The organism is Burkholderia sp. Tr-20390 (assembly GCF_017104595.1).
Lineage (GTDB): Bacteria > Pseudomonadota > Gammaproteobacteria > Burkholderiales > Burkholderiaceae > Burkholderia.
In genome coordinates this window covers 1-2,287 of sequence record NZ_JAAGPC010000377.1, presented here as the reverse complement: position 1 = coordinate 2,287, position 2,287 = coordinate 1, and the positions used below count along the sequence as shown (strand labels likewise).

At 71.3% G+C, this 2,287-nt stretch carries 1 protein-coding gene and 1 pseudogene; both read left to right on the top strand.

The annotated features are described in order from the left end of the window. Positions 1-2,058 (top strand): cellulose synthase subunit BcsC-related outer membrane protein (locus G3N98_RS39020; protein ID WP_206151100.1); only part of this gene is annotated, 2,058 nt, incomplete at its 5' end. A 9-nt stretch (positions 2,059-2,067) separates the two neighbouring features. Continuing rightward, a pseudogene (locus G3N98_RS39015) lies at positions 2,068-2,287 on the top strand (cellulose biosynthesis protein BcsE); the annotation flags it as partial.

Below are 2,287 nucleotides of genomic sequence, written 5' to 3'. Positions count from 1 at the left end.
CTCGCGCGCGGCGACCGCACGGCGTTTGCCGCGTCGCTCGCGCAAGCGCAGGCGAGTGCGCCGGACGATCCCGACATGCTCGCCGCGATCGGCGCGCAATGGATCGACGCGGGCGAACCCGACCGCGGGCTCGCACCGTTGCACGACTGGATCGCCGCGCACCCGCGCGACGCCGACGCGGACGTGCGGCTGCGCTACGGCGACCTGCTCGGCAGCGCGGGGCGCGACGACGCGCTCGCCGCATGGCTCGACACGCTGCGCCGGGAACCGTCGCTGACGCCCGCACAGACGGCGAGGATCGAGGACCAGTCGCTGCGGCTCGTGCTGCGGCAGACGGACGACGCGATCGCGCAGCAGGATTACGCGCAGGCGCGCAAGCGGCTCGATCGCGCGAGCCCGGCCGGCCGCGCGGACAAGCGTTATGCGCTCGAACTGGCCGATCTCGAACGTGCGCAAGGCCATTACGATGCGGCGCGCGCCGCGCTTGCGCCGGCCGTCGCGCGCACGCCGGACGATGCGGATACGCAGCTCGCGCTGGCCCGCATCGACGAGGACAGCGGCAATCGGGCCGCGGCGCTTGCGCGCGTGCAGGCGGTGCTGGCCCGCACGCCGGACGACGACGTCGACACGCAACTGTCGGCCGTGCGCCGCCTGAATGCGCTGCGCCGTCCGGACGAAGCCGGGCAGGTGACCGACCGGCTGCATGCCGCGTATCCGTCGCGCCCGGACGTGACGGTCGCGGCCGGCCGCGTGGCCGAGGCGCAGGGGCGCTATGACGATGCGGCGTCGCTGTACCGGTTGTCGCAGTCGCAGGAGCGCACGACGGGCGTGAGCCCGGGCCGTGACGGGCTGACGCCTGCGCAGGCCGCGTTCGCGGATCTCCAGCAGCGGCGCAATCCCGAGATCGAAACCGGCTGGACGCCCGCCTACAAGTCGGGCGACGAAGGCATCTCGTCGTATCGCGCGCAGCAGGTGCCGATCTACATGCAGATGCCGATCCGCTACGACGGGCACGTGTTCGCGCAGATCGACACCGTGCATCTCGACCCGGGCACGCTCGACACGAGCAATCCGAACGCGTATTCGCTCACCACGTTCGGCAGCTACGCGGATCTCAAGGCAAAGAACGCGCTGACCCCCGCATCGATCGCGAATCCGCCGGGCTCGCTGCACCAGACCGCCACGGGCGTCGCGCTCGGCGCCGGCTACCTGACGGACGCATGGCGCTTCGATTTCGGCACGTCGCCGCTCGGTTTCCCCGTGCATTACCTGGTCGGCGGCGTGCGCTATCGCTTCGACGCCGGCCCGGCCAGTTTCTCGGTGAATGCGTCGCGGCGGCCGGAAACGAGCAGCGTGCTGTCGTACTCGGGGATGCGCGACCCGTGGACGGGCGCGGTCTGGGGCGGCGTGCGCCGCGACGGTGTGACCGTGCGCGCGTCGGTCGACGTCGGCCGCACGAACCTGTTCGCGGAACTCGGCGCGGGCGTGCTGTCCGGCCGCAACGTCGAACGCAACGCGGAAGTCACGCTGCGCACCGGCTTCACGGTACCCGTGTACGAGCGCGCGACGATGAAGGTCAGCACCGGGCTCGTCGGCAACGCATGGCACTACGCGGAGAACCTGCGCTACTACACGTACGGGCAGGGCGGCTACTACAGCCCGCAACGCTACCTGTCGCTCGGCGTGCCGATCGAATGGGCGGGGCGGCACGATGCGCTGTCGTGGGACCTGACCGTCACGGGCGGGATCTCGAACAGCTACGAGAAGGATTCGCTGTATTACCCGATGTCGTCGGATCAGCGGGCCGCGCAGGTGGCGGCCGGGTTCGTGTACACGGGCAGCTCGACGCGCGGCGTGTCGTTCTCGTACGGGATCAACGGGATCGTCGAGTACCGCGTGAACCCGCACCTGAGCGTCGGCGCGCAGCTGAAGGTCGACCGGTCGCACGACTACGCGCCGAGTTCGGCGCTCGTGTACCTGCGCTATGCGTTCGACGCGCGCGCGCAACGCAGCTGGCTCGTCACGCCGACGCCGGTGCGGCTTTATTCGGATTACTAGGGGAACGCCGTGAACACGGAACTCGATGCCACCCGTCCCGCGCTCGGCGCCGCCGGCCTGCTGGGCCGCCTGCGCGCGCTGCTGGGCGCGCCGGCCGGCGGCCGTATCGGCACGGTGAGCCGGCTCGCGATCGACGGCTTGCCCGATACGTGGACGCAACTGGAAGCCGGCGGCCTGTACGCGATCTACGCGGCCGGCGGCACGCCGGCCTGCGACGCGCTCGTGTGGG